22 protein-coding genes are annotated in these 20,075 nt (G+C 53.7%); 7 read left to right on the forward strand and 15 right to left on the reverse strand.

The genetic code is table 11. From position 1 onward, the window contains the following. Window positions 1-142 precede the first annotated feature (142 nt). Window positions 143-574 (reverse strand): carboxymuconolactone decarboxylase family protein, encoded by a 432-nt coding sequence (locus QMN38_RS19340; protein ID WP_323605685.1) that lies wholly within the window; start codon window positions 572-574, stop codon window positions 143-145. A 90-nt stretch (window positions 575-664) separates the two neighbouring features. On the opposite strand from QMN38_RS19340, the gene pdxR reads away from it, so the two are divergent. Beyond that, window positions 665-1,999, forward strand: coding sequence for a MocR-like pyridoxine biosynthesis transcription factor PdxR (pdxR, locus tag QMN38_RS19345; RefSeq protein WP_323605686.1), 1,335 nt, complete (start codon window positions 665-667; stop codon window positions 1,997-1,999). A gap of 123 nt (window positions 2,000-2,122) precedes the next feature. Next, window positions 2,123-2,473, forward strand: coding sequence for a DUF2002 family protein (locus tag QMN38_RS19350; protein WP_005122944.1), 351 nt, complete (start codon window positions 2,123-2,125; stop codon window positions 2,471-2,473). 37 nt (window positions 2,474-2,510) lie between these two features. Here QMN38_RS19350 and alaE read toward each other — a convergent pair whose 3' ends face one another. Then, entirely contained in the window at window positions 2,511-2,960 is a 450-nt protein-coding gene (alaE, locus tag QMN38_RS19355; protein ID WP_003037259.1) for an L-alanine exporter AlaE, read from the reverse strand. A 556-nt stretch (window positions 2,961-3,516) separates the two neighbouring features. Here alaE and stpA point away from each other — a divergent pair. Beyond that, on the forward strand, window positions 3,517-3,918 hold the full coding sequence (gene stpA, locus QMN38_RS19360) for a DNA-binding protein StpA (protein ID WP_271442297.1): 402 nt from the start codon (window positions 3,517-3,519) through the stop codon (window positions 3,916-3,918). Between the two features lie 35 nt (window positions 3,919-3,953). Here stpA and QMN38_RS19365 read toward each other — a convergent pair whose 3' ends face one another. The 3 genes from QMN38_RS19365 to QMN38_RS19375 all read right to left on the reverse strand — a co-directional run bounded on the left by QMN38_RS19365 (window position 3,954) and on the right by QMN38_RS19375 (window position 5,050). After that, window positions 3,954-4,133, reverse strand: coding sequence for a hypothetical protein (locus QMN38_RS19365; protein WP_137383543.1), 180 nt, complete (start codon window positions 4,131-4,133; stop codon window positions 3,954-3,956). An 80-nt stretch (window positions 4,134-4,213) separates the two neighbouring features. Beyond that, window positions 4,214-4,741, reverse strand: coding sequence for a rhodanese family protein (locus QMN38_RS19370; protein ID WP_271454189.1), 528 nt, complete (start codon window positions 4,739-4,741; stop codon window positions 4,214-4,216). A 9-nt stretch (window positions 4,742-4,750) separates the two neighbouring features. Continuing rightward, the gene (locus tag QMN38_RS19375; protein ID WP_075847557.1) at window positions 4,751-5,050 is read right to left on the reverse strand and encodes an ArsR/SmtB family transcription factor; all 300 of its coding nucleotides are present in this window, start codon (window positions 5,048-5,050) and stop codon (window positions 4,751-4,753) included. A 174-nt stretch (window positions 5,051-5,224) separates the two neighbouring features. Between QMN38_RS19375 and QMN38_RS19380 the strand changes: the two genes are divergently transcribed. After that, window positions 5,225-5,383 (forward strand): YqaE/Pmp3 family membrane protein, encoded by a 159-nt coding sequence (locus QMN38_RS19380; RefSeq protein ID WP_006687217.1) that lies wholly within the window; start codon window positions 5,225-5,227, stop codon window positions 5,381-5,383. On the opposite strand, the gene csiR is transcribed toward QMN38_RS19380, so the two are convergent. The 7 genes from csiR to QMN38_RS19415 all read right to left on the reverse strand — a co-directional run bounded on the left by csiR (window position 5,380) and on the right by QMN38_RS19415 (window position 13,572). Beyond that, a complete protein-coding gene (csiR, locus tag QMN38_RS19385) occupies window positions 5,380-6,072 on the reverse strand; it encodes a DNA-binding transcriptional regulator CsiR (protein ID WP_271442299.1) in 693 nt (230 codons plus the stop codon). The genes QMN38_RS19380 and csiR overlap by 4 nt on opposite strands. A gap of 45 nt (window positions 6,073-6,117) precedes the next feature. Further along, window positions 6,118-7,518 (reverse strand): GABA permease, encoded by a 1,401-nt coding sequence (gabP, locus tag QMN38_RS19390; RefSeq protein WP_323605691.1) that lies wholly within the window; start codon window positions 7,516-7,518, stop codon window positions 6,118-6,120. Between the two features lie 144 nt (window positions 7,519-7,662). After that, on the reverse strand, window positions 7,663-8,946 hold the full coding sequence (gabT, locus tag QMN38_RS19395; protein ID WP_271454191.1) for a 4-aminobutyrate--2-oxoglutarate transaminase: 1,284 nt from the start codon (window positions 8,944-8,946) through the stop codon (window positions 7,663-7,665). A 25-nt stretch (window positions 8,947-8,971) separates the two neighbouring features. Further along, the gene (gene gabD / locus QMN38_RS19400) at window positions 8,972-10,420 is read right to left on the reverse strand and encodes an NADP-dependent succinate-semialdehyde dehydrogenase (RefSeq protein ID WP_271442302.1); all 1,449 of its coding nucleotides are present in this window, start codon (window positions 10,418-10,420) and stop codon (window positions 8,972-8,974) included. 23 nt (window positions 10,421-10,443) lie between these two features. Further along, complete coding sequence (gene lhgO / locus QMN38_RS19405) at window positions 10,444-11,712, reverse strand: L-2-hydroxyglutarate oxidase (RefSeq protein ID WP_271457237.1); 1,269 nt, start codon at window positions 11,710-11,712, stop codon at window positions 10,444-10,446. Between the two features lie 19 nt (window positions 11,713-11,731). Next, window positions 11,732-12,709 (reverse strand): glutarate dioxygenase GlaH, encoded by a 978-nt coding sequence (glaH, locus tag QMN38_RS19410; RefSeq protein ID WP_323605693.1) that lies wholly within the window; start codon window positions 12,707-12,709, stop codon window positions 11,732-11,734. A 260-nt stretch (window positions 12,710-12,969) separates the two neighbouring features. Continuing rightward, window positions 12,970-13,572: a short chain dehydrogenase gene (locus QMN38_RS19415; RefSeq protein WP_202037960.1), complete on the reverse strand. Its 603-nt coding sequence runs from the start codon at window positions 13,570-13,572 to the stop codon at window positions 12,970-12,972. A 98-nt stretch (window positions 13,573-13,670) separates the two neighbouring features. Between QMN38_RS19415 and QMN38_RS19420 the strand changes: the two genes are divergently transcribed. Further along, entirely contained in the window at window positions 13,671-14,567 is an 897-nt protein-coding gene (locus QMN38_RS19420) for a LysR family transcriptional regulator (RefSeq protein WP_271442306.1), read from the forward strand. Between the two features lie 91 nt (window positions 14,568-14,658). Here QMN38_RS19420 and QMN38_RS19425 read toward each other — a convergent pair whose 3' ends face one another. The 3 genes from QMN38_RS19425 to QMN38_RS19435 are packed head-to-tail and all read right to left on the reverse strand — an operon-like array spanning window position 14,659 to window position 17,610. After that, window positions 14,659-16,173 carry a tripartite tricarboxylate transporter permease gene (locus QMN38_RS19425; RefSeq protein ID WP_137383555.1) on the reverse strand — a complete coding sequence of 505 codons (1,515 nt, stop codon included), beginning with the start codon at window positions 16,171-16,173 and terminating at the stop codon, window positions 14,659-14,661. Between the two features lie 10 nt (window positions 16,174-16,183). After that, window positions 16,184-16,618 carry a tripartite tricarboxylate transporter TctB family protein gene (locus QMN38_RS19430; protein WP_105242189.1) on the reverse strand — a complete coding sequence of 145 codons (435 nt, stop codon included), beginning with the start codon at window positions 16,616-16,618 and terminating at the stop codon, window positions 16,184-16,186. A gap of 14 nt (window positions 16,619-16,632) precedes the next feature. Continuing rightward, a complete protein-coding gene (locus tag QMN38_RS19435) occupies window positions 16,633-17,610 on the reverse strand; it encodes a Bug family tripartite tricarboxylate transporter substrate binding protein (RefSeq protein ID WP_061068421.1) in 978 nt (325 codons plus the stop codon). Window positions 17,611-17,763: 153 nt separating this feature from the next. Here QMN38_RS19435 and tctD point away from each other — a divergent pair, with 153 nt between their 5' ends. Both tctD and QMN38_RS19445 read left to right on the forward strand, forming a co-directional pair. Beyond that, window positions 17,764-18,438 (forward strand): transcriptional regulator TctD, encoded by a 675-nt coding sequence (tctD, locus tag QMN38_RS19440; RefSeq protein ID WP_116360823.1) that lies wholly within the window; start codon window positions 17,764-17,766, stop codon window positions 18,436-18,438. Further along, window positions 18,425-19,837 carry a sensor histidine kinase gene (locus tag QMN38_RS19445; RefSeq protein WP_323605694.1) on the forward strand — a complete coding sequence of 471 codons (1,413 nt, stop codon included), beginning with the start codon at window positions 18,425-18,427 and terminating at the stop codon, window positions 19,835-19,837. Before tctD ends, QMN38_RS19445 begins: the two co-directional genes overlap by 14 nt. Window positions 19,838-20,075: the final 238 nt, after the last annotated feature.

Genomic DNA, 20,075 nt, shown 5'->3' on the forward strand with positions numbered 1-20,075 from the left:
AACGGCAAGGAGAGCGCATCGTAGGCCGGATAAGGCATTTTTGCCGCCATCCGGCGCGCATAATGACATGCGTTTTCCAACGGCAAGGAGAGCGAATCGTAGGCCGGATAAGGCATTTATGCCGCCATCCGGCGGCGCATAATTACATACGCATACCCACAGCCAGGCGGTTAAAGCAGTTCATCAGGCTGATTGCGAAGGTCAGGTCGCTTATTTCTTTGGCGCTAAAATGGTCAAGCAGTGGCAGATAAACATTGTCTTCGGCATGGCTGCTGGCGACATGAGTGACGGACTCGGCCCATGCCAGTGCCGCACGTTCTCGTTCGCTGAAATGGTGACTCACCCGCCAACCCGCCAGCGCATCCAGACGGGCTTGCTCCACGCCAGCTTTGCGCAGCGCTTTGCTGTGCATTTCAAGGCAAAATGCGCAGCCGTTGATTTGTGAAACCCGCAGGTAAATCAGTTCTGTCAGCGTGGGTTCCAGTGCGCAGTTTTCCAACGCTTTGCTTGCCTGAACCAGGGCGCTATAGACTTCAGGACTGAGTTCGTAATAGGGCTGGCGTAACATTGTCATGGTATTGCTCCTCATTTGGATGACCTGCAATGTAGCACTATAATGGTCTGCTAAAGAGAGCCATATTTTTACTTAAAAAGCAGACCATAAATGCCGCGCTACCAGCAAATTGCCCGTCAGTTAAAAACCGCTATTGAGAAGGGCGATCTTAAGCCTGGCACAAGATTACCCTCCAGCCGAACCTGGTCCCAGGAACTGGGGGTTTCACGTTCGACGGTAGAAAACGCTTATGCTGAGCTGGTGGCGCAGGGCTGGCTTACGCGACGCGGTCAGGCGGGAACCTTTGTCAGCGAGCAATTGCGACTGGAAACCTCCCCCGCAACCCCTACCGTATTCGCCGGAGAAAACGGCACACCACAGCTTTTTCAGATGGGATTGCCAGCGCTTGATCTTTTTCCGCGCGATATCTGGGCACGGGTCATGGGACGACGTTTGCGCACCCAAACACGTTTTGACCTCGCGGTGGGGGATGTTTGTGGTGAACTGCTGCTACGCCAGGCGATAGTTGATTACCTGCGAGTGTCACGCAGCATTGAATGTCTTCCGGAGCAGGTTTTTATTACGTCGGGTTATGCGGCATCAATGATGTTGATCCTGCGTGCGCTGGCCACACCCGGCGAGGGGATGTGGGTCGAAGATCCCGGCTTTCCATTGATTCGGCCCGTGGTCACCCAGGAACGCATTGAGCTGATGCCTGTTGCGGTTGATGCCGATGGCCTTGATGTCAGTGCCGGGATCCGTGACTACCCACAGGCGCGTTTTGCCTTGCTGACACCCGCACACCAAAGTCCGCTGGGCGTGGCGCTTTCTCTGGCCCGCCGTCACCAGTTGCTGGAATGGGCTGACCGCGCACAGGCGTGGGTAATCGAAGATGACTACGACAGTGAGTTTCGTTACCACGGCAAACCGTTACCACCGCTTAAAAGTCTGGATGCGCCGCAGCGGGTGGTTTATGCGGGCACGTTCAGTAAATCGTTATTTCCCGCTTTACGCACAGCCTGGCTGGTGGTTCCGCTGACTCAGGTCGCACATTTTCGCCAACAGGCAGCGCTAACGGCTTGCAGTGTCCCGGTTTTATGGCAACAAACGCTGGCCGATTTTATGCGCGACGGTCATTTCTGGCGGCACTTAAAACGGATGCGCCAGCATTATGCCCAACGACGTCAATGGATGGAAAGCGCTCTGACAGAGCAGGGTTTTAGCGTGCTACCACAAGAGGGCGGGATCCAACTGGTGATCGCCGTGGCGGGGGATGACACTGCGTTAGTACGCAAAGCGAATCAGGTCGGGTTGGCGGTTCAGGCCTTAAGCCGGTGGCGCATCACCTCAGCAGGTAAGGGGGGAATATTACTGTCATTTACCAATATCCGAACGGCGGAAATGGCGCAGCAGGCTGCATATCAACTCCGGTTGGCGCTGACATAAATTTGCGTTGTTCTTAAGATATTCATCTCACCGTCTGCACTCGTTTATGGACTTTTCTGAAAGCGTTGCTAATGCTGAATCAGGTAAGGTAAGCCCGCAGTAAAAGATAACGAGGAAAATAATATGTATTTACGACCTGATGAGGTGGCGCGCGTACTTGAAAAAGTGGGCTTTACCGTTGATGTAGTCACACAGAAAACATACGGTTATCGACGTGGTGAGAATTATGTATACGTAAACCGTGAAGCGCGGATGGGGCGTACCGCATTGGTTATTCATCCCACGCTAAAAGAGCGTAGTTCTTCACTGGCAGAACCAGCCACGGATATTAAAACCTGCGATCACTATCAGCAATTCCCGCTTTATTTAGCCGGCGATACTCATGAACATTATGGTATTCCACACGGCTTTAGCTCGCGTATCGCGCTGGAACGTTATCTGAATGGGTTGTTTGGCGACGTGAGTTCAAACTGATAACGCGACTGGCGGTGCCAGTCGCGATGAGATGTTTTTACGCTTTAGCCTGGTGGTAGCTGCTGACCTTAAACAGGCGGCGGCAATAATCAAGGAAGTAGCCATATACTGCACCCATCAGCATTGAGACCACGATGTTTGAACTTACCGCAGCCGTGATCTGGTGCCAGTCAGCGCCAACCGTCAGCAGAATAATCACATACACCGGTGACTGGAACGTGACATAGGCCAGCACATCCGCCAGATTTTTTGCCCATCCTGCCTGCGTAGCTTTGCGTGCCGCGCGCATAAACAAATCGCGGTACATACCGTATGGCCAGGCGATCAGGATGTTGACGGGGATGGCGACCAGTCTGGAATACAGTGACTGTTCGAAGCTCATTCCTGAAAGGAATATCTCGATCAACATGTTCACGACAGAACAATAAACAACCATCGCGAACGTGTCTGCTACAGCATGACGCAAGCGTGACTGCGGAGAGAACATGTTAATGCTCCTTGTAAAAAGGGGAAAAAAGGTTTTCAATACCTTTGTTGCTAGTGATTTGTCTTGTCGCTTTCGCGTTTTAATAGGATATCTGCCTACATAATAACTAGCAACTAGCTTAAAATTTTTATTTATTGCCTTTTTGTCGATAAAATGCTCTGCGATGGTTTGTTTTTTGTTCGTTTTGGCATTTTCGTTGTCATGCAAATTAAAATCATTAAAAATCAATAAGTTGTTTTGACTTGTTTTTCTGAACTTTTTGCGCTCCTTTTTGAATGTTGACGAATATTTCGCATATCTACCGCAACGCCTGTGCGATGCCTATATTGGTTTATCTGGTGCGGCAGTGAGATATCACGACGTCTATTTATTCTGGTTGCTGGCCGAATATAAAATATCGGTGACTAAAATTCATTGTATGATAAGGTAAATAATATTAGCGATTGTCGTTTTAATATCTTGCGACAAAAAAGAGACTGGAAAAAGAAAAAACACTCGCATACAATTTGCGTCGTAATACCGATTTTTGTTTTTGCGTTAAAGAGGTTTTATTAATATGAGTTCAATGTTAAAAAACTTAAATAATATTCGATCGCTACGTGCCATGGCGCGTGAATTATCCGTCGAGGTTCTGGACGACATGCTGGAAAAACTCCGGGTAGTCACCAAAGAACGACGTGACGAAGAAGAACAGCTGCAGCGCCAACGTGCAGAACAGCAGGAAAAAATTAATACACTGCTGGCGATGATGAAAGCTGATGGGATTGATCCTGAAGAACTGTTGAGCATGTCGGCGGCAATGTCGCGTTCGGTTAAAAAACGTCAACCACGTCCGGCGAAATATCGTTTTACGGATACCAATGGTGAAACAAAAACATGGACTGGACAAGGCCGCACGCCGAAGCCGATTGCGCAGGCACTGGCTGCCGGTAAATCTCTCGATGATTTTTTGATCTAATATCAATGCGGTGAGGGGAACCTCACCGCTTATTTTCAGCAGACGCCGAAATCGCCTTCTTCAGAATATCGCGTGACATCAGCAGTTTTTAGGGTGTATTTTTCGCCGCTTTCATTGCTGGCTTGTACAGCCACAATTTGTTCGTCTTTCACTTCGACAACTTTCAGTTTTGGTCCGCCCATACGCGGTTGCACCAGATCGCCAGGTTTAAACATATTGCGCTCCTTTCTTAATCACAAAGCCCACCATAGATCACGTCAATCGGCGGGTACAGCGCTGTTTCTTCTATTACCGCTTAATGAGTACGTCGGTTCCAGGGCATTTTGTCGAGCAGTCGCGCCATACCGCAGAAGCCAGTTACACCCGCAAGTACCAGCCCCGCACCAACAAAACCGCTGAGTAAGAAGAAGCCGCTGTTAACGGCATAACCGAGAATGACGCCAAGCAAGGCAAGACTGCCTGCGGCAATCTGCACCTGACGCATTAGCGGCAACGGTTGTGAGCTATCTTTTGCAACCGGCAGACCTGCCGCTTTCCAGCCGTCGATCCCGCCCTCAAGCAGCCAGACCTGTGCTGGCGCGGCGGCGGCATTCAATTTTGCCGCCGCATTTTGTGTACGCTTGCCTGACTGGCAGTGAAAAATAATGCGCTCAGCCCGTAAGTTTGCGGGGAGTGAACCCTGCTCCAGGGTGGATAGCGGTGCCAGGTGCGCCTCGGGAATATGCTCGTACAGATACTCGTCAGCGTCGCGGATATCAATCAGTTTTGCGCCCTGAGCTAACAGCGTCTGCGCCTCGTGGGGGGAAATCATCCCAATGGTCATAGTGGTTCCTTATGGGCAATACAGTGTTTTTAATGTGGCGATCAGCGAATTCACGGCCGCATTTTTAATGGAGTAAAGGATGCGCTGGGCATCACGCTGGCTGTCTATCAGCCCCTCTTCGCGCATTCTTGCCAGATGCTGCGAGGTGGCCGATGCACTAAGACCAGTAACGCGGGCTAACTCTCCCGCGCTGGTACCCGGTGAGCCACAAAGCATGCACAAAATCAGTAACCGTTTTGGATTACTCATCGCTTTGAGTAGGGCGGCAGCCTGTTCAGCGCTGGCCTGCAGTTGTTCGAGTTCAGTCATATATACTTTAGTGTTTTCTAAGTTAAGTTAATTCTAAAGTAAGTGAGCATCGTACGCCAGCGTAAAGAGCGTAAAGGAGGGTAAAACAGCAGGGGAAGCCAGGCAGAGTTGGATAAACTCACTAACCTTAGATTTCTAAGAAATGATTATTTTTTTTGCTTGTATGGAGTGTGTATGGGTTTCTGGAGAATCGTTTTTACTATTATTCTGCCTCCGCTTGGCGTGTTGCTGGGGAAAGGATTCGGCTGGGCATTTATCCTCAATATCGTTTTGACACTGTTGGGCTACATCCCAGGCCTTATCCATGCCTTCTGGGTCCAAACTCGCGACTAGGCTTTTCCCGTCAGCAGTTTGCCGGACATGGCTTGCTGAATAATGGGTATTGGCGTCAGCAGGTGCTGGCGCATTAACTCGCTGGCGCGGGCGGCATCGCGCGCCAGAATCGCTTCGGTCAGCGTTTGATGCTGATCGTGCTTATCTTCCAGCATCTCTACCGACAGCACCGTTTTACGCAACCAGATGAAACGGTATCGTGCCGCCAGAGAGAACAGCCGTTCACGCATTTGCAGCAGATATTGCGAACCACAGCCAGCAACAATCGCCGTGTGAAACGCCTGATGGCGCTGATCCCACTCATCAAGCATCTGCTCGCTGGCGTCAACGGCCTCCAGCTTGCTGAGCATATGCGCACGCGCCAGAATCTCGGCTTCCCAGGCGTCGTCGCCACGCGCGATAGCCAGACCCACCAGCATGGCTTCCATATTGGCGCGGGCATCGAAAATATCGAGTAACTCTTGCTCGGACATCGGCGCCACCCGATACCCTTTCTGATTGACCACCGTGACCAGTCGCTCTGCAACCAGTTGCGAAAGCGCTTCGCGCAGTGGCCCAACGCCCAGTTCATAACGTGAAGTCAGCAGGCTCATACGCAGTTTCTCATCAGGCTGATATATACCGCGGATGATATCGTTCTTCAGCCAGCGGTACCCATCAATGGCCGTCGGTTGGGAAATGGCGGTCATGGTCTTACTCCTGAATAAATGTCCCGGCCTGCGCCGGGATCAGATTTAATGCGTATTTTGCAACGGTGTTTTTTGCCACGATAGCAGTTTTTTCCAGCGTGACATAATGGGCACGGTGCAAATAATCCCGATGGCGAGTAGCCCGGTCGACACCACCTCCAGCTGTTGCGCCGGACGGAAGAGCATCACCACTAATACGAAGACAATAAAGGCGATCACCAGCCAGGTAAGCCATGGAAAGAGCCACATTCTCAGTTTAATTTCACCGCCCTGCGCCAGCAGGATCTTGCGCATCCGTAACTGAGAAATAGCAATCACCAGATAGACCAGCAGTGCGATGGCACCGGAGCTGTCGATCAGAAACTTAAATACTTTGGCCGGCGCGTAATAGTTGACGATAACGGTGAGGAATGCCGCCCCGGTAGAGAGTAGTACTGCCACATACGGCGTTTTGCTGCGGTTTGTTTTACCCATAAAGGCAGGGGCATCGCCACGACGGCTCAGGGAATAGAGCATACGGGATGACGTATATAGCGCGGAGTTCAGGCAACTGGTTACCGACAGCAAAATGACGCAATCCATGATCAGCTTTGCATGCGGAATATGCAGCAACTCCAGTACCGAGCGGTACGACCCAGCCTCTTTCAGTCCCGGCATGTTCCACGGGATCAGCGCAACCACCACGAAAATGGAACACAGATAGAAAATAGAGATACGCCAGATAACCGAGTTTGTCGCCCGTACGATGTGTTTATCCGGGGTGTCGGATTCTGCGGCGGCAATGGTGACAATCTCCGCGCCCATAAAGGAAAACATGGTGATTAGCATCGCACTGAGTACTGCGCCAAAACCATTGGGCATAAAGCCGCCCTGATCCCACAGTCGTGAAACACCGCCGACTTCCGCGTAGGGATAGAAGCCGCTAATCGCCGCTGCGCCGAGGGCGATAAATGCCAGAATGGCAATCACTTTACACAGCGCCAGCCAGAATTCAAACTCGCCGTAATTTTTGACGCTCAGCAAATTACTGCCGGTTAATGCCAGGGTGATAACCAGGGAAAACAGCCAGATAGGCACTCCAGGGATCCATGAATGCAGGATGATGGCCGCAATGTTAGCTTCCAGCGGGATCACCAACACCCAGAACCACCAGTACAACCAACCGATGGTATAACCGGCCCATGGCCCGATAGCTTTATCGGCGTAGGTGGAGAAGGAACCTGTATCGGGTGTGGCAACGGCCATTTCGGCCAGCATGCGCATAATCATGACCACCAGTAACCCGGCAAACAGATATGCCAACAGCACCGCCGGACCGGCTTCGGCAATCGCGACGCTTGAGCCTACAAATAAACTGGCGCCGATAACCCCGGCAATGGACAACATGGTGACGTGGCGTGATTTCAGCCCGCCCCCTAAATCATGTGATTGTGACACTTGCCCCATCTTTAAACCTCGTTATTGTTATTGACGTCGCTTCCTGCACCTTACCCGTAGGCCCGGTAAGCGGAGCGCCACCGGGCATCACAATATTTCCGGAAGCGGCGCATGCGCTGCTTCCGGCCTACAATCCCCGTTCAGATACGGGGGTTACCCCTGCTTCGCCTCGGCAAAACACTGAGCAATAATGTCCAGACCCTGACGGATTTGAGCCTCTTCAATGGTGAGTGGAACAAGGATGCGCAGCACGTTGTAGTAAGGCCCGCAGGAGAGCAGGATCAACCCTTTGTCACGTGCACGCGCGACGACGTCGGCCGTCAGTTTGGCATCGGGTCTGGTGTGGTCGCCATCTTCGAACAACTCGATGGCAATCATTGCGCCCAGCCCGCGTACATCGCCAATCTCGCGGTGCGTTTCCGCAATGGCCAGCAGACCATCGCGCAGGGTTTTGCCCAGGTCGTTCGCTTTTTGCAGCAGGTTTTCCTGCTCGAAAATGTTCAGCACCGCCAACGCGGCGGCACAGGCAATCGGGCTACCGGCATAGGTACCGCCCAGACCACCCGGTGGGACGGCGTCCATCACCTCAGCACGTCCGGTGACACCGGCCAGCGGGAAGCCACCAGCGATGGATTTTGCGAAGGTAGTCAGATCGGGGGCCACACCCATTTGCTCCATCGCAAACAGCGTACCGGTACGCCCTGCGCCGCTCTGCACTTCATCGGCAATCAACATGATCCCGTGTTCGTCACAAATTGCGCGCAGGCGCTGCATAAAGGCCGGGGAGGCGGCGTAAAAACCACCTTCGCCTTGTACGGGCTCAATGACGATAGCGGCAATATCTTCCGGGGCCGCGTCGTTTTTGAAAATACGGTGGATGCTGGCAATCGCATCGTCATCGCTGATACCGTGCAGCGCGCAAGGGTACAGCGCACGATACACATGACCCGGCATCAGCCCCATGCCAGCAGAGTACGGATTCACTTTCCCGGTTAATGAGAGGGTGTAGTGGGTACGGCCATGATAGGCACCGCTAAAGGCGATGGTCCCGGTACGTTTGGTGGCCGCGCGGGCGATTTTCACCGCATTTTCCACCGCTTCAGAGCCGGTGGTGACCAGCAGGGTTTTCTTGGCGAAATCACCCGGCACTTTCTTGTTCATAATCTCACACAGCTCGAGGTACGGCTCATAAGCCAGCACCTGGAAGCAGGTATGTGACAGTTTTTTCAACTGTGCTTCTACCGCAGAGACAATCTGCGGATGCAGGTGACCGGTATTCAACACCGCAATACCGCCAGCAAAATCGAGGAACTCACGGCCTTCAACGTCCCAAACCCGGCAGTTTTCTGCGCGTTCGGCAAAAATCGGGTGGATCTGTCCTACGCCACGAGGAACGGCGTTACTGCGACGTTGCATGAGTTCTTTATTGGTGCTCATCAGGTGTTCTCCAGTATTTATTTTATTAAAGGCCAATACACATATATTTGATTTCTAAGTAGTCTTCGATGCCGTACTTCGAACCTTCGCGGCCAAGACCGGAGGCTTTAATGCCGCCAAACGGGGCAACTTCATTTGAGATGATGCCGGTATTAATACCGACGATGCCGTACTCCAGCGCTTCGCCAACGCGGAATACCCGGCTTAAATCACGGGCGTAGAAGTAGGCCGCCAACCCAAACTCGGTGTCGTTGGCCTGGGCAATGACGTCAGCTTCATCTTTAAAGCGAAACAGCGGTGCCAGCGGGCCGAAGGTCTCTTCTTTGGCGACCTTCGCGTTATCAGGCACATCTACCAGAATAGTGGGCTGGAAGAAGTTTCCGCCCAGTGCGTGAGCCTTACCCCCCGCCACGATGCGTGCGCCTTTATCCAGCGCGTCGGCGATGTGTTCCTGCACTTTAGCGACGGCTTTTTCATCGATCAGCGGCCCGGTGGTGACGTCAGGTTGCAGACCGTCGCCGAGGTGCAGCTTGCTTACCGCCTGCTGGAGCTTGTCGGCAAACTGCTCATACACGCCGTCCTGAACATACAGACGGTTGGCACAGACGCAGGTCTGCCCGGCATTACGAAACTTCGATGCCAGCGCACCTTCCACGGCTTTATCGAGATCGGCATCGTCAAAGACGATAAACGGCGCATTGCCGCCCAGTTCGAGTGACACCTTTTTGATGTCTTTGGCGCACTGCTGCATTAGCTGGCGTCCAATTTCAGTGGAGCCGGTAAACGACAGCTTGCGTACCAGTGGGTTGCCAGTCAGCTCATTACCAACAGCACTGGCTGAGCCGGTCACGACGCTGAAAACACCTGCCGGGATGCCGGCGCGATTGGCCAGTTCAGCCAGCGCCAGCGCGGAGTACGGTGTCTGGCTGGCGGGTTTGAGCACCATCGTGCAGCCTGCCGCCAGCGCCGGACCGGCTTTACGGGTGATCATTGCGGAAGGGAAGTTCCACGGTGTGATAGCGGCGGTAACGCCGATCGGCTGTTTGATGACGATCAGACGCTTATCAGCTTGATGGCCGGGAATGGTGTCGCCGTAAATACGTTTGCCCTCTTCGGCAAACCACTCGATAAATGAGGCGGCATAAGTGATTTCGCCTTTGGCCTCAGCCAGCGGCTTACCCTGTTCCAGCGTCATCAGGCGGGCGAGATCGTCCTGATGCTCAATCATCAGATTGAACCAGCGACGCAGAATATTGGCCCGCTCTTTCGCGGTCAGCGCTCGCCATGCGGGCAGGGCGCGATTCGCGGCCTCAATGGCTTCGCGGGTTTCATCCGCCCCCATTTTCGGTACGCTACCCAGTTGCTGACCATTCGCGGGGTTGGTCACCGCGATGGTCTCGCCGCTGTTGGCGTCACGCCAGTGTCCGTCGATCAGTGCCTGCTGGCGAAACAAGGTGGGATCGTTAAGTTGCATGATTGCTTCCTGTCTTAAAAAGGTTAACGGGTGAACGCGGCGTGTAATGTCTCCACGCTACGTGCCGCACGCAGCGTGCGTCCGGGATTACTCTGGTTCTCCAGAAGGGCGTGAACTTTGCTGACGATATGCGCGCCGATCGGGAGAGCTGACGTTGCCGCGGGAGACGGGGCGTTACAGGTGTGAATCGAACGCGGCGTGGTGACAAACAGGAAATCGTCAATCAGCTTGCCGTCCGGTGACACCGCCTGTGCCCGCACACCTGCAGGCCACGGCTGCAGATCTTTCTGCGTCAGGCTCGGGCAATACTTTTGCACCAGCCGCAAATATCCGCTTTTGCACAGCGAGTTTTTCATTTCACCAAGCCCGGAACGCAGGTTGTTTTGCAGCACGCGGCGGATGCCGGAAGAGCCGAGGATCTCCAGCGTATCGCTAAGCGAGAAGTCGCGTTTACGGTAGCCTTCGCGTTTAAATGCCAGTACGGCGTTCGGACCCACCGTAACGCTGCCGTCTATCATGCGGGTGAGATGCACACCGAGGAATGGCATCGCCGGGTCGGGGATCGGGTAGATCAGATGATTGACTATCTGGTTATGTTCTGACGCCAGGCGGAAGTATTCGCCGCGGAACGGGCAGATGATGAATCCGGGCTCGATGCCAAGCATTTTCACCAGCCGATCGGCCATCAGGCCGGAACAGGTAATCAGGCTCGAACCCTCATACTCCTGACCTTGACGGGTCTGCACGATAACGCCGGTGGCGTGTTCCTTTAACGCGCTGACCTCCGCGTTGTAAATAATCTCACCGCCTTTGGCCTGGAAAATCTTCGCCATCGCAGCGGTGACTTCGCGGTAGCTGACTATTCCGCTCGACGGGACAAAAATACCGCCCAGTCCAGTGATGTTCGGCTCACGCTCACGCAGTTCTTCGGCGTTTAACCACTCGCGCTCTAAACCGTTAGCGGCAGTGCGATCCCATAAGGCACGCATCCGCTCCATTTCCAGCGCCGAGGTGGCAACCAGCATTTTTCCGCAAACGTCATAGCGGATGCCGTTTTGGTCGCAAAAGGCTTTGGTGGCGCGATTTCCGGCCAGGCAAAACTGCGCCTTCAGGCTACCGGGGGTGTAATAGACCCCGGCATGAATCACGCCGCTGTTGTGGCCCGTCTGGTGGCAGGCTGGACCGGGCTCTTTCTCCAGCAACGCAATTCTGGCATCCGGGTAGACATCGATCAGCTGCATGGCAGTCGACATGCCGATAATGCCGCCGCCAATAATCACAAAATCATACATCCGCTATTTTCCTTCGCGCTTACTGGTGGGTCTGGTAATGGTGGGTGGCATAGGCGAAATAGCCACGCTGACGCATCAGTTCGCGACGCAGGTCAGGATGCGAGGTGAAGCGGTCGCGACCGTGCAGCCAGAACAGGTTGTTGATCAGCAAGAATTTACCGACCGATACCGGAACGGAAAGAATGTTCTTGCTGGTTTCCAGCGCATCAGACAGGTCGCTCAGCCAGACGCCTTCTTCATAGTCTTTTGGCTGGACGAACTGGTCGATATAGCGCATGACCGGACGGCCCTGCTGGTCAACGTCAAACACCGGATGGAATACGTCCTGGCTAACATTTTTGCTTGGTGGTGCGGCAAAGCGCATGGCACGGCGTGCCAGCGGGTGGGTAAAATACTGATCCAGATGTTCCCAGTCATCGAGATGGAGCAGCAGCGAGTTACCGCCTGTCATGTTCTGCTCATCTATCTTCATCATCAGTACATAGTCGGTGATTTCTTCGAGGTAGGTACCGTCGTTATGTAGCTCCATGACACGGTGCGGCTGACGAAGATAGCTATCTGAGTTATCGACGTTTTTCACCACGAAGCGCGCATAGTACTGACCGCTCATTGCATCAAAATTGGAGCGTCCGATAAGATGCGCGACGGCAGTTGCCAGTTTGACCATCTCTTCTGCCTGTGCCACGTCATCAACGCCAACGGCATTGATCAGCAGTGCGCCTTCGGCACGATCGAGCAGGGTTTTCAGCAGCAGAGGCTGTAACTGATTGCCGCACAGGTCGTCGAGGATCTTGCCCACTTTGAAGCGCAGGAAGGATTTGTATTCCAGCGCCTGAACCGGCCACTGCGCGACGGCCTGCAGAAATTGCTCCGTTGTCTCAGCACAGAAAGTCAGCTCCAGTAAGCGTGGCGACTGGGCTGATGGTTTCAGTGTGAAGCCGCTGTAGTGTTGGGCTGGATCTTCAGCGTTCGGTTGTACGGCAGTCAGTGCGTTCATCAGAATCGATCCTCTCAGTAGATTGTCAGGGAGACATGGCGATGCTCGTTTCGTAGCCATAAATTAAAAATATCTACATTTTTGAAAAACGCGCACATAATGAACTTGTTTGTTTATTATTTGTGATCAAAAGCAACAAATATTTAACATTATAAAGGGTGGGGTTAACTGAAAAACGCGGGAGATAAACAGGGGAATGTTATTTAAAAACAGAGGATTAATAGTACTGCCGCTGCTGGGGCACAGCGGCAGTAAAAATGTTAGTAACCGACTTTATAAATACGTCCGCTTTGAATGCCTTCCACGCTGCGGCGGTAAGCATTGGCCACGGTTGCCGCTGGCACGCTTTCAAAACCAGGGAAGAATCCATCGTAGGCTTCAGCAGATTCACTCAATACGGTCGGGCTAATCAGGTTAATGCGCAAGCCGCGTCCTAACTCGCAGGCTGCTGCGCGCACAAATCCTTCCAGCCCGGCATTTATGGTCGCCGCATTTGCCCCCTGGGCAATGGGTTCATGGGCGATAATGCCGCTGATAAGCGTAATGGAACCGCCATCATTCAGGTAATGTTGTCCGGTTAAAGCCAGACGCACCTGGCCTAACAACTTATCCTGCAGACCCTGATTAAATTCACTGTCGGTCATCGTCGATAGCGGGCCAAAGAACAGATTGCCGGTGGCGGAAACAATCGCATCCACGCGCCCTGTTTTTTCAAATAGCGCCTGAACGCTCTCTTGTGAGGTGATATCGACCTGGTAATCACCCTGCGTGCGGCCCACGCGGATCACCTCATGTTTACGGCTCAACGTCTCTGTGACTGCACGACCGACTGTACCGCTGGCACCAATAATGACGATTTTCATAACCACCTCCGCAATAGTGTGAGCCGCTATTCTTTAATGAAAATGAAATCAGATAAACTGGCTAAAAGTTAGATGATTACTAACCAGGGGTTTGCAATATGGATAAGCTGCGCGGCATGGAAACGTTTATCGCGGTGGTGGAAAGTGGAAGCTTTACCGGTGCGGCAACGCGACTGGAGATATCAGCGGTGATGGTGGGAAAATATATCGCCCTGCTGGAGACGCAGCTTGGTACGCGTCTGCTGGAACGTAACACTCGCCGTCAGAGTCTGACCGATGCCGGGCGCGTTTACGTTGAAGAAGCGCGTCGGGTACTGGAGCAGGTTTCGATCGCTGAACGTTCGGTCGAACGGCTACGGCGGGCTCCGGCGGGTACGCTACGCATCAGCGCACCAACCTCCTTTGGGGCTTGTGTTGTCTCGCCGCTGGCTGCGGATTTTTTGCAAACCTGGCCAGAAGTACGCATTGAACTGGATCTGACCAACCGAATGGTGGATCTGGTCGATGAAGGGGTCGATCTGGCGATACGTATTGGTGATATTCATCAGACGGATGTCGTGGCGAAATATCTGTGTCCGTACCGTATGGCGATCTGTGCGTCACCGGACTATCTTGCCCGACACGGTACACCACGCACGCCAGGGGATCTGGTGGATCATCTGTGTTTGTCACATACCGTGTGGACGGCACGTAATGAATGGAAACTGCCGGGTGTGGCGGGTGAGGTCAGGTGGAAACGTGACGCGATTTTGCGCTGTAACGATGGCCATGGCCTGCGCATGGCAGCGGTAGCGGGAGCCGGGCTGCTGTTACAACCAGAGGTTTTGTTGGCAGAAGAGCTCGCGAATGGCCGGCTGGTCCGGGTGCTGGAGGGGTTTACGCCGCAACCGCGGCCAATTCATTTGTTGTGGCGACAGGATTTACGCCCACTGCCCAAGCTGACGCAATTTGTTGAACATGTGCTGGAAGGAACGCAGGGGCTGCGCGGAAAATAAAAATGCCGGATGGCGTTGCGCTTATCCGGCCTACAACCGAGCCAAGTTGTAGGCCGGATAGAGCGCAATAGCGCCGCCATCCGGCAATTCGTTAGCCGATATCCACCTGCGGCTTATTGTTGCGTTTGCGGATCAGGCGCAGTACTGGCGGGATAACGATAACCATGACCGCCATCACCAGCAGGACTTTCGCCACGCCGCTGGCCCACAGAATATCCATGCTGCCATTACTGATGGACAGGGCACGACGCAGGTTCTGCTCCAGCATTTCCCCGAGCACAAATCCGAGAATCAACGGAGACATCGGGAAGTGCATTTTACGCAAAATGTATCCCAGTACGCCGAGACCAACCATCAGTACCAGATCGAAGGTCGTGCTGTGGACGGCATACACACCGACCGCCGAAACCGCCGCAATGGCCGGAACCAGGAACCACAGCGGAATGGTCAGCATGCGGGTGAACAGACCGATTAACGGGATGTTCATGACCAGCAGCATCACGTTGGCAATCAGCAGCGCCGCGATCAGTCCCCAGACGATATCCGGTTGTTCGGTGAACATTGCCGGCCCTGGCGTGATGTTGTACAGCGTCAGCGCCCCCATCATGACCGCCGTGGTGCCCGAACCGGGTACGCCGAGCGTCAGCATTGGGATAAACGAGCCACAGGCCGAAGCATTGTTGGCTGCCTCTGGTGCGGCAACGCCACGAATGTCCCCCTTCCCAAAGCTGTCGCTGTTACCGCTGAGCTTTTTCTCGGTCATGTAGGTGATAGCACTGGCGATGGTTGCCCCGGCGCCGGGCAGGACGCCGACGAAAAAGCCAATCACCGATGAGCGCAGCGTTGCGCCCACGCACTGCATACCTTCTTTGGCATTAAACAACATGCGGCCCGTTTTACGCACCAGCGTTTGGCCACTGCTGGTATGTTCCAGCATTAATAATATTTCTGAGACAGAGAACAGCCCAATCACTACCACGATAAACTGCACACCGTCGGAGAGATGAACACTGTCAAAGGTGAAGCGATAAACCCCGGTGTTGGCGTCTACGCCGACGGTCGCGAGCCCGAGACCGATAAGCGCTGCCAGAAATGATTTCAGTGGATTCTGTGCCATCATGCTGCCGAGACAGGCAATGGCGAAGACCATTAAGGCAAAGTATTCTGCAGGACCGAATGACAGCGACCATTGTGCTAACGCCGGGGCAAACAGAATGATGCCGCCGATAGCGATAAGCGAACCGAAGAAAGAACTGACCGCTGAGATAGAAAGCGCCACGCCGCCGCGTCCCTGTTGAGCCATTGGATAGCCGTCAAGGGCGGTCATAATGGCTGCCGCATCGCCAGGAACATTGAGCAGGATAGAGGAGATGCGCCCGCCGTATTCGCAGCCGATATAAACAGTCGCCAACAGGATCAACGCAGACTCCGCAGGCAGATGCAAAGCGAAGGCCAGCGGCAGCAGGATCGCCACACCGTTGATTGGCCCCAGACCCGGTAGCAACCCAACAATGGTGCCGACAAAGCAGCCGATCAAGGCGATAACCAGGTTTTCCGGCGTCATCGCCACCGCGAAACCCTGAGAAAGATAAATCCAGGTATCCATCGTTTCTCCGTTAACCCAGCCAGGCGCCGAGTGGTAAGGTGACGTCAAGCAGTCGGTCGAAGGCATACCACAGCAGAATGCCGAGAACCGAACCGGAAATGCCCGCTGCCGGGATGGTTGCGCCGAACAGCATGCCAATCACCACGGTGAGAATGGCAGTGGCAATGGGAAAGCCTAACCATTCAAACCCCCAGGCGTACATCAACAACACAATCACCATCGTGAGCAGCTTTTGCAGCACGTGGCGGCGAGGCCAACTGATGGTGTCCGGGTGGCGCAACAGCAGCGCGACGGCACACAACAGCATCAAGCTGATAATGCCAAGCGGAAAGGGACGTGGCCCGACGGGTTCATAGCTGTATTCGCTGCTGATTTGCCAGGCCACGAACAGCCCGGCTATACAGAGCAACAGCCAGATACCCGCGAAAATACGATCGCTCATCATCTTTGCCCCCGGGCTTATTTCGCAAGGCCGAAGGCTTTTGCCTGCTCACGGTAATCCGTGACCTGTTTCTTCACGTAGTCATCGAGTTGCTTACCGCTCATGTTGAACTCGAACAGGCCACGCAAATCACGCTGCTTTTTAAATTCATCGGTCTGCTGGAGCTTATTAAAGGCATCAACCCACCACTGGTAATCCGCATCGCTCACTTTTGGCCCAACATAGAAGCCGCGAATAATCGGCCAAACAAGGTCATAACCCTGCTCTTTGGCGGTAGGGACATTGGCTAACTGACCCGGCAGACGTTCGTCAGAGAACACCGCGAGTACGCGGATCTTGTCGCCGCTGAGATAGGGCACCATTTCACTGAGATCGCCGGAAACCACCTGCACGTGATTGCCCATCAACGCGGTCACCGGTTCGCCACCTCCTTCAAAGGCGACATAACGCATTTTGTGCGGGTCGACGTTGGCTTTTTGCGCCAGCAGCGCCGACTTCATCCAGTCCTGACTTCCAATAGAGGCTCCCGCGCCAATAACGACACTGTTGGGATCTTTCTCCATGGCAGTCAGCAGGTCTTTCAGCGTCTTCCAGGGGGAATCACTACGCACGGCAATCATGCCGTAGTCGGTGCCTACACTCGCCAGCCAGCGCACGTCATCGACACCATAGCGGCCGAATTTACCTTGCGACAGGTTTAGCAGGGAGCCGCCGGAGAATGCCACTACGGTTCCGGCTTCGGCAGGACGTTGCGCGACGATAGCGTTATAGGCCACGGCACCCACGCCACCGGGCATATAGGTTACGCGCATCGGTTTTTCGATGGCGCCCGTTTCCATCATGCTCACCTGAATCAGCTTACAGGTGAGGTCGAACCCACCGCCGGGTTTCGCCGGAGCAATGCATTCGGTGCGCGATGGCGCTTGTTCAGCTAAAGCAGAGGTACTCATCAATAAAATGCTTGCAGTAAGGGTACGAAGTAATTGTTTTTTCATTGTTTATCCTCACGCCGGAAAACCGGATTTTCGGGTACGGAAGAAGATTTTTGTGATTATGTGAGCCGATGTGTAGCAGTTCGGTTGCGTGATTGTTAAAACATTAACCTTTCAATTCCCTTTCAATGCGGCAGAAACTTTACAGGATGTGATATGCGTCTCTTATTAGCGGAAGATAACCGTGAGTTAGCTCACTGGCTGGAGAAAGCGCTGGTACAAAACGGCTTTGCCGTTGACTGCGTGTTCGACGGCCAGTCGGCCGATCATCTTTTACACAGTGAAACGTACGCGCTGGCGGTACTGGATATCAACATGCCGGGGTTGGATGGTCTGGAAGTCGTCCAGCGCCTACGCAAACGCGGGCAGACGCTGCCGGTTTTGTTGCTGACGGCGCGCAGCGCGGTAGCCGATCGGGTGAAGGGGCTGAATGTAGGGGCTGATGATTATCTGGCTAAGCCGTTTGAACTTGAAGAGCTTGATGCCCGGCTACGGGCCTTGCTGCGGCGTAGCGCAGGCCAGGTGCAAGGGATACAGCAACTGGGAGAATTGGCGTTTCACGATGAAGGTTACTTTCTGTTGCAAGGACAACCGCTGGCGCTGACACCGCGTGAGCAGGCTCTGCTGACAGTGCTGATGTACCGTCGACTGCGCCCGGTTTCACGTCAACAGTTGTTTGAGCAGGTTTTCAGTTTGAGTGATGAGGTCAGCCCCGAAAGTATTGAGCTGTATATCCATCGGTTGCGGAAGAAACTGCAAGGGAGCGACGTGCGTATCGCGACGCTGCGTGGTCTGGGTTATGTGCTGGAGCGCTGTGATGAGGTGGGTTAAGCCCCAGTCGTTGTACCTGCAATTGCTGATGTTCCTGGGGCTACCGCTGCTGTTGCTGTGGGGACTCTCGGCGTTTAACAGCTACGTTAGCGCATTACAGGCCGCGACGCAGGCATATGACCGGACGCTGCTCTCATCGGCCAGAACGGTTTCTGAACGGCTGGTGGTACGCAATAAGCACCTGGAAGTCAACGTGCCGTGGGTGGTACTGGACAGCTTTGAACTGAACATGAACGACAGGCTGTATTACAAGGTGGTCGATCCGGCGGGGAAGGTTATCTCAGGTTATGACGATTTACCGGCCATGCCGCCCGCGACCTCGCGTACCCGGCTGTATCCGGCGTTAGCGTGGTTTTATCACACGGAATATCGCGGTGAGGCGATCCGCGTGGCACGCCTGCTCCAGCCGGTCAATGAGGGCGGGATTGTTGGCATGGCCGAAATTTATGTCGCTGAAACGCTGCAATCACGTCGTTATCTGGCGCGGCAACTGCTGTTTTCCTCATGGGTGTCACAAGGTCTATTAGTTCTCCTTACGCTGGTGCTGGTCGGTTGGCTGCTACGTCGGGTATTACGCCCCATGCGCCAGTTGTCATCGCTTATGGTTCGCCGCGAACCAGGACTGCTGACGCCATTGCCGGAGTTACTGCCGTGGTCGGAAACCCGTCTGCTGATTGTTGCGTTCAACCGCTATATCGATCGACTGCGAGGGCTTATCTCCCGCCAGGAGCGCTTCAGCGCAGATGCTTCCCATCAGCTCAAAACACCACTGGCAGTGCTAAAAACGCAGGCGGCAGTAGCTTTGGCGAGCCCGCAGCCGCAGCAATGGTATGAGAGCTTACAGGCGATGAGTTCAACGCTGGATAACACTATTCAACTGACGGAAAGGTTGTTACAGCTTTCCGCGGTGAAGCGTAAAGAGCAGGGGGAGAGGCACTTTTCGCCCGTTAATCTGTATGACGTGGTGCAAACCAGCTGTTTTACCCGTCTGGCGCAGGCGCGCAGTAAAGCCATCGATCTGGGATATGAGGGGAAGCAGGAGGCGCTGTGGATTGAAGGGGACGAGGTGCTACTCGGTGAATTGTGCGGAAATCTGCTGGATAATGCGCTGAAATATACGCCAGTACAGGGCGTGGTGACGGCGCGTTTAGTGCGCGAGGGGGAAGCCGTGGTGCTGGTGGTTGAAGATAGCGGGCCAGGTATTGATGAGCAACGGGTGCATCAGGCGCTGTTGCCGTTTCATCGCCTGGATAACGTCGGCAACGTCCCAGGCGCAGGAATAGGCCTGGCTCTGGTCAACGATATTGCGCGTCTACACCGCACACACCCGCAGTTGTCGCGCAGCGATACGCTAGGGGGATTGAGCGTACGAGTACGATTTTTAAGCATTACTATCTGATATCTTTATTTCCCGGATGCAGATTATTCTTAAGAAAATTCCAAATAAGAAAGCAGAACATTATTAATAATAACGGCATGTGATTTATTGATTTTATTTGTATGGCGTCGCAGTTAATTAATTTTAGCGGCTATTTAGGGGAAAAAGAGAAACGATTTTATGTTATTCATCATACATATAACGACTTTTCATAGTCTACGAATTGTTATCTGTCAATAACGTTTGTGTTGTAAATTAT

This window comes from Citrobacter sp. R-1.5.2, from assembly GCF_035064245.1.
Lineage (GTDB): Bacteria > Pseudomonadota > Gammaproteobacteria > Enterobacterales > Enterobacteriaceae > Citrobacter.

Bases quoted from the DNA above. Each gene is read 5' to 3' on its own strand.
- QMN38_RS19340 (WP_323605685.1), bottom strand. From the start codon at position 574: ATGACAATGTTACGCCAGCCCTATTACGAACTCAGTCCTGAAGTCTAT.
- pdxR (WP_323605686.1), top strand. From the start codon at position 665: ATGCCGCGCTACCAGCAAATTGCCCGTCAGTTAAAAACCGCTATTGAG.
- QMN38_RS19350 (WP_005122944.1), top strand. From the start codon at position 2,123: ATGTATTTACGACCTGATGAGGTGGCGCGCGTACTTGAAAAAGTGGGC.
- alaE (WP_003037259.1), bottom strand. From the start codon at position 2,960: ATGTTCTCTCCGCAGTCACGCTTGCGTCATGCTGTAGCAGACACGTTC.
- stpA (WP_271442297.1), top strand. From the start codon at position 3,517: ATGAGTTCAATGTTAAAAAACTTAAATAATATTCGATCGCTACGTGCC.
- QMN38_RS19365 (WP_137383543.1), bottom strand. From the start codon at position 4,133: ATGTTTAAACCTGGCGATCTGGTGCAACCGCGTATGGGCGGACCAAAA.
- QMN38_RS19370 (WP_271454189.1), bottom strand. From the start codon at position 4,741: ATGACCATTGGGATGATTTCCCCCCACGAGGCGCAGACGCTGTTAGCT.
- QMN38_RS19375 (WP_075847557.1), bottom strand. From the start codon at position 5,050: ATGACTGAACTCGAACAACTGCAGGCCAGCGCTGAACAGGCTGCCGCC.
- QMN38_RS19380 (WP_006687217.1), top strand. From the start codon at position 5,225: ATGGGTTTCTGGAGAATCGTTTTTACTATTATTCTGCCTCCGCTTGGC.
- csiR (WP_271442299.1), bottom strand. From the start codon at position 6,072: ATGACCGCCATTTCCCAACCGACGGCCATTGATGGGTACCGCTGGCTG.
- gabP (WP_323605691.1), bottom strand. From the start codon at position 7,518: ATGGGGCAAGTGTCACAATCACATGATTTAGGGGGCGGGCTGAAATCA.
- gabT (WP_271454191.1), bottom strand. From the start codon at position 8,946: ATGAGCACCAATAAAGAACTCATGCAACGTCGCAGTAACGCCGTTCCT.
- gabD (WP_271442302.1), bottom strand. From the start codon at position 10,420: ATGCAACTTAACGATCCCACCTTGTTTCGCCAGCAGGCACTGATCGAC.
- lhgO (WP_271457237.1), bottom strand. From the start codon at position 11,712: ATGTATGATTTTGTGATTATTGGCGGCGGCATTATCGGCATGTCGACT.
- glaH (WP_323605693.1), bottom strand. From the start codon at position 12,709: ATGAACGCACTGACTGCCGTACAACCGAACGCTGAAGATCCAGCCCAA.
- QMN38_RS19415 (WP_202037960.1), bottom strand. From the start codon at position 13,572: ATGAAAATCGTCATTATTGGTGCCAGCGGTACAGTCGGTCGTGCAGTC.
- QMN38_RS19420 (WP_271442306.1), top strand. From the start codon at position 13,671: ATGGATAAGCTGCGCGGCATGGAAACGTTTATCGCGGTGGTGGAAAGT.
- QMN38_RS19425 (WP_137383555.1), bottom strand. From the start codon at position 16,173: ATGGATACCTGGATTTATCTTTCTCAGGGTTTCGCGGTGGCGATGACG.
- QMN38_RS19430 (WP_105242189.1), bottom strand. From the start codon at position 16,618: ATGATGAGCGATCGTATTTTCGCGGGTATCTGGCTGTTGCTCTGTATA.
- QMN38_RS19435 (WP_061068421.1), bottom strand. From the start codon at position 17,610: ATGAAAAAACAATTACTTCGTACCCTTACTGCAAGCATTTTATTGATG.
- tctD (WP_116360823.1), top strand. From the start codon at position 17,764: ATGCGTCTCTTATTAGCGGAAGATAACCGTGAGTTAGCTCACTGGCTG.
- QMN38_RS19445 (WP_323605694.1), top strand. From the start codon at position 18,425: ATGAGGTGGGTTAAGCCCCAGTCGTTGTACCTGCAATTGCTGATGTTC.